Origin of the sequence: Micromonospora sp. WMMD882 (assembly GCF_027497255.1) — a bacterium.
In the GTDB taxonomy this organism is placed as follows: domain Bacteria; phylum Actinomycetota; class Actinomycetes; order Mycobacteriales; family Micromonosporaceae; genus Micromonospora.
The window spans coordinates 1,196,920-1,200,790 of the sequence record NZ_CP114903.1 but is presented as its reverse complement, the minus strand read 5'-3'; the positions used below and the strand labels follow the sequence as shown (position 1 = coordinate 1,200,790).

Annotated in this window: 5 protein-coding genes; all 5 read right to left on the bottom strand. The window is 70.8% G+C overall.

From position 1 onward, the window contains the following. Positions 1-29: 29 nt before the first annotated feature. From O7606_RS04440 to O7606_RS04420, 5 genes are read right to left on the bottom strand one after another with little or no spacing between them, the layout of a single operon-like run. Positions 30-278, bottom strand: coding sequence for a phosphopantetheine-binding protein (locus tag O7606_RS04440; RefSeq protein ID WP_281597736.1), 249 nt, complete (start codon positions 276-278; stop codon positions 30-32). Positions 279-310: 32 nt separating this feature from the next. Further along, the gene (locus O7606_RS04435; RefSeq protein ID WP_281597735.1) at positions 311-1,057 is read right to left on the bottom strand and encodes a polyketide synthase; all 747 of its coding nucleotides are present in this window, start codon (positions 1,055-1,057) and stop codon (positions 311-313) included. After that, positions 1,032-1,856 (bottom strand): enoyl-CoA hydratase/isomerase family protein, encoded by an 825-nt coding sequence (locus O7606_RS04430; RefSeq protein ID WP_281597734.1) that lies wholly within the window; start codon positions 1,854-1,856, stop codon positions 1,032-1,034. Before O7606_RS04430 ends, O7606_RS04435 begins: the two co-directional genes overlap by 26 nt. Further along, the gene (locus O7606_RS04425; protein WP_281597733.1) at positions 1,847-3,094 is read right to left on the bottom strand and encodes a hydroxymethylglutaryl-CoA synthase; all 1,248 of its coding nucleotides are present in this window, start codon (positions 3,092-3,094) and stop codon (positions 1,847-1,849) included. The genes O7606_RS04430 and O7606_RS04425 overlap by 10 nt, the downstream gene beginning before the upstream one ends. A gap of 23 nt (positions 3,095-3,117) precedes the next feature. Then, positions 3,118-3,858 carry a polyketide synthase gene (locus O7606_RS04420; RefSeq protein ID WP_281599483.1) on the bottom strand — a complete coding sequence of 247 codons (741 nt, stop codon included), beginning with the start codon at positions 3,856-3,858 and terminating at the stop codon, positions 3,118-3,120. Between the last annotated feature and the right edge of the window lie 13 nt (positions 3,859-3,871).

The following is a 3,871-nucleotide window of genomic DNA, read 5'->3' as shown; positions in this document are numbered from 1 at the left end:
GGGGGGCAACCCTTCCTCGCGAGATGTGCCTACTGCTCCTGCTTGACCTTCAGGAACAGGTCGACGAGTTCGTCGATGTTGGACAGGTTCGCCAGCTCGGTACGGGGCACCCGGATCTTCAGCTCCCGCATCGAGGCCGACACGATCTCGACGATGTCGAGACTGCCGAGGCCGAACTCCTTCATCGACCGGGCGGTGTCGATCGGCTTGTCGTCCAGGTCCTCGGCGTTGAGCCGGATGTGCTTGGTGACCACGTCCACGACGTGTTGACGGTCCATGTCTCGCTCGCTTTCTCGGTGGGGTCGTGCTGTCAGGTGAGGTAGGTCTCGGCGACGATGTCCGCGACCTCGGGCCGGCCGAAGCAGACCCGGTGCATGAGGTGCTCGCGGGACATCGCCTCGCGCAGCAGTTGCCGTCGCGGCTGGGCCAGGGTCTCCTTGGTCAGCTCCAGCACGTGACGGGGTTTCTCGGCGATGCGTCGGGCGTGTTCCAGCGCCACCTCGTACACCGTGGCGGCCGGGACGACGGCGTTGAAGAAGGCGCGGCCGTCGAGGTCGCGGCCCCGGTGGTAGCGGGCGGTCAGGATCATCTCGGCGGCGGTGGCGGTCCCCACGGCGGCGGGCAGCAGCGCGGTGGTGCCCATCGCCGGGGTGAAGCCCATCCGGGCGAAGTTCATGCTGTAGCGGCGGTCGCGGGCGGCCACCACCAGGTCGCAGCAGAGCGCCAGGACCAGGCCGCCGCCGACGGCGTGGCCCTCCAGCGCGCCGACGACCGGCACCGGGAAGTCCAGCAGGGGGCGGGACAGCAGCAGGTCCTTGACGTGCAGCGTGCCGGCCAGCACCCGGCGCAGCGCGTCCATGGTGGCACCGGCGCAGAACACGTCGGGTCGGCCGCGCAGCAGCAGCACCTTCAGCGTCGGGTCGGCGGCGAGCTGTGCCAGGGCGGCCAGCAGCTCGTCGCAGAGCCGGTCGCTGAGCCGGTTGTCGTGTTCGGCGTCGTCGAGGGTCAGCTCGGCGATGCCGGGCTCCACCTCACGTACCCGAATGACCTGGAACATCCATCCGCCCTCGATAGCGTGCGAACCACGGCGGCGCGAAGCCCTCCCCGAACGCGGTGACCCCGTCCCGGACGTCGGGCCGGGCCAGCCAGCCGGTGAACAGGTCCAGGCCGGTCTCGATCTGCTCGTCCAGGTCGGCGGCGCTGCACCTGTCGTAGTAGCGCTTGGTCTCGGCCAGCGCCTGCGGCGCGGACCGGAAGATCCGCTGGAGCTGGGCCCGCAGCGCCGCCTCGACGCCGCCGGTGACCAGCTCGTCGACCAGGCCGTAGACGTGCGCCTCGGCGGCCCCGACTCCCCGGGTGCTCAGGGTCATCGCCCGCAGTCGGGCCGGGCCGACGCGCAGCAGCAGGAACGGCACGATGGTGGCCGGCACCAGCCCGACGATCGGCTCGGAGAGCATGAACCGGGCGTTCGGGGCGCCCAGCACCAGGTCGCAGGCGGCGAGCAGGCCGACGCCGCCGCCCATGGCCTCGCCGTCGGCGACGGCGAGCACCGGCACCCGGGCGCGGCGCAGCCGGGCCAGGCAGGCCGGCAGCCGGCGCAACTGGTCGCGGTCGGGCAGCCGGCCGTGGACGAAGAACGCCTCCAGGTCGAGACCCCGGCAGAACGTGTCCCCCTCGGCGGTGAGCACCAGCGCCCGGCAGGCCGGGTCGGCGTCCACCGCGTCGAGGGCCTCCTCCAGGCCGTCGATCAGGTCGAAGTTGATGGCGTTGCCGTTGGCCGCCGCGACGAGCGTGACGAAGCAGACGCCGTCGGCCATCTCGACGCGCACCGCGCGGTCCATGACGGTCAGCTCCACGTGTAGTGGCGGTGGTAGTCGCGGACGCCCTCCAGGACGAGCAGCCGCTGACCGGCGTAGCGCTGCGCGTACAGGTCGCCGACGTCCTGGGTCAGCGGCTGGTAGCTGCGTTCGTCGATGTTGGACTCGCAGGCCTTCTCGATCTGCTCGTACTGCTCGACGCCGAGCCGGACCCGGGAGTCCAGGTGCGCGTCCAGGTCGAGACCCCGCACGTACGCCTGCGCGTCGGCGCCGACCAGGCCGCTGTAGAACTCGGCCTGACAGCCGGAGCCGTACGCGAACACGGAGAACCGGTCCCCGGTGGTGAAGCCGCTGCCGGCGTGCAGCATGCCGAGCAGGCAGATGAACGTGGACGCGCCGTACGCGCTGCCGATCCGGCGGGCGAAGTGGGTGCTCTCGGCGACCCGCTCCCGCCAGCTCGCCTCGACGGCGGCCTTGTCGTAGCCGCCGATCCGGTTGAGCAGGGTCCGGTGGGCGACCCTGGTCATGCCGGGGAACGGCGCGTGGTAGATGTTCTTCCGGAAGTACGTGTCGAAGTCGATCTCGCCGACGAGCTGCTCGTACCGCTCGTACGTCTCCTCCAGCGCGTCCAGGTACGAGTAGAAGCTGGTCTGCCCGGTGATGATCTCGGTACGGGAGTTGGGGCGCAGCGCGTCGGACAGCTCGTTGGTCCAGTAACCGGCCTTCTCCAGCTCCAGCTCGAACACGGTCGGCTCGGCGCTGACCAGCATCGCCACCGCGCTGCCGCCGGCCATCAGCTCGCCCAGGTCGTCGTCCTCGGTCTGCACGTGGTTGCGGGTGCGGCTGAGATCGCTGTTGATCACCAGGGCCTTCCTGCCGGGGCGCACGCCGGAGGCGACCCAGGACGCGGCGACCCGCAGCGCGGCCGTGCCGCCGTAGCACATGTGCTTGACCTCGAAGTTGCGGCTGTGCGCGGGCAGCCGGCTGTGCCGCTGCACCCAGGTGGAGATGGGTTTGCCGAAGTCCACGGCGGACTCGGTGGCCACCACCACCAGCTCGATCTGCTCCCGGTCGTCGTCGGTGAGCAGCCGTTCGGCGGCGTTGACCGCGAGGGTCACCGGGTCCTCGTACGGGGGGATGATCGACCGGGACTCGTACGGCACCATCTGGCGGCGTTCCAGCTCGGCCAGGTTGTTGCCGCGCGCCGAGGCGAGGTCGGCGATCGACAGGTACGCGCGACCGCCGTACAGATTCAGCTTCTCGATGCCTACCCGCATGGGGGTGTTCTCCTCGTTCCGGCTCAGTTGAGGTACGTCTGGTCGAGCAGCGCGTCGCTGCCGGGCTGGTTGAAACAGATCCGGTTCATCAGCGGCTCCCGGGCGACGGCTTCCTGGAGGAGGTGCCGTTTGGGCAGCGCGAGGGTCTCCTTGAGCAGCTCCAGCACGTAGCGGGGTTTCTCGGCGATCTGCTCGGCCAGGTCGGTGGCGTGGGCGAGCACCTCGTCGCCGGGGACGACCGCGTTGAACAGCCGGCGGTCGGCCAGCTCCCGGCCCTTGTAGTACTTCCCCGTGAAGATCATCTCGGCGGCGACGTGGTGGCCGACGGCGGCGGGCAGCAGCACCGACAACCCCATCGCCGGGGCGAACCCCATGCTGGCCGAGTTGACCGCGTAGCGACGCTCCTCGGCGGCGACGGTCAGGTCGCAGCACAGCGCCAGGGCCAGCCCGCCGCCGACGGCGTGCCCCTCCAACGCGCCGACCACCGGCACCGGGAAGGAGAGCAGCCGGTCGGAGAGGGCCAGCAGGCGGCGCTCGTCGTAGACGCCGCTGGCCATCTCCTTGAGCATGGTGAGGGTGCCGCCGGCGCACCACACCTCCCGGGTGCCGGTCACCAGCAGCACCTTGACCGACGGGTCGGCGGCCAGCTTGTCCAGCGTCGCCATCAGCGCGTCGACCAGCTCGGCGCTGAGCCGGTTCTCCCGTTCCGGGTCGCAGACGGCGAGCCGGACGATGCCCGACCCGTCGGCGGTCACCTCGATCATGTTGGTCACGGCG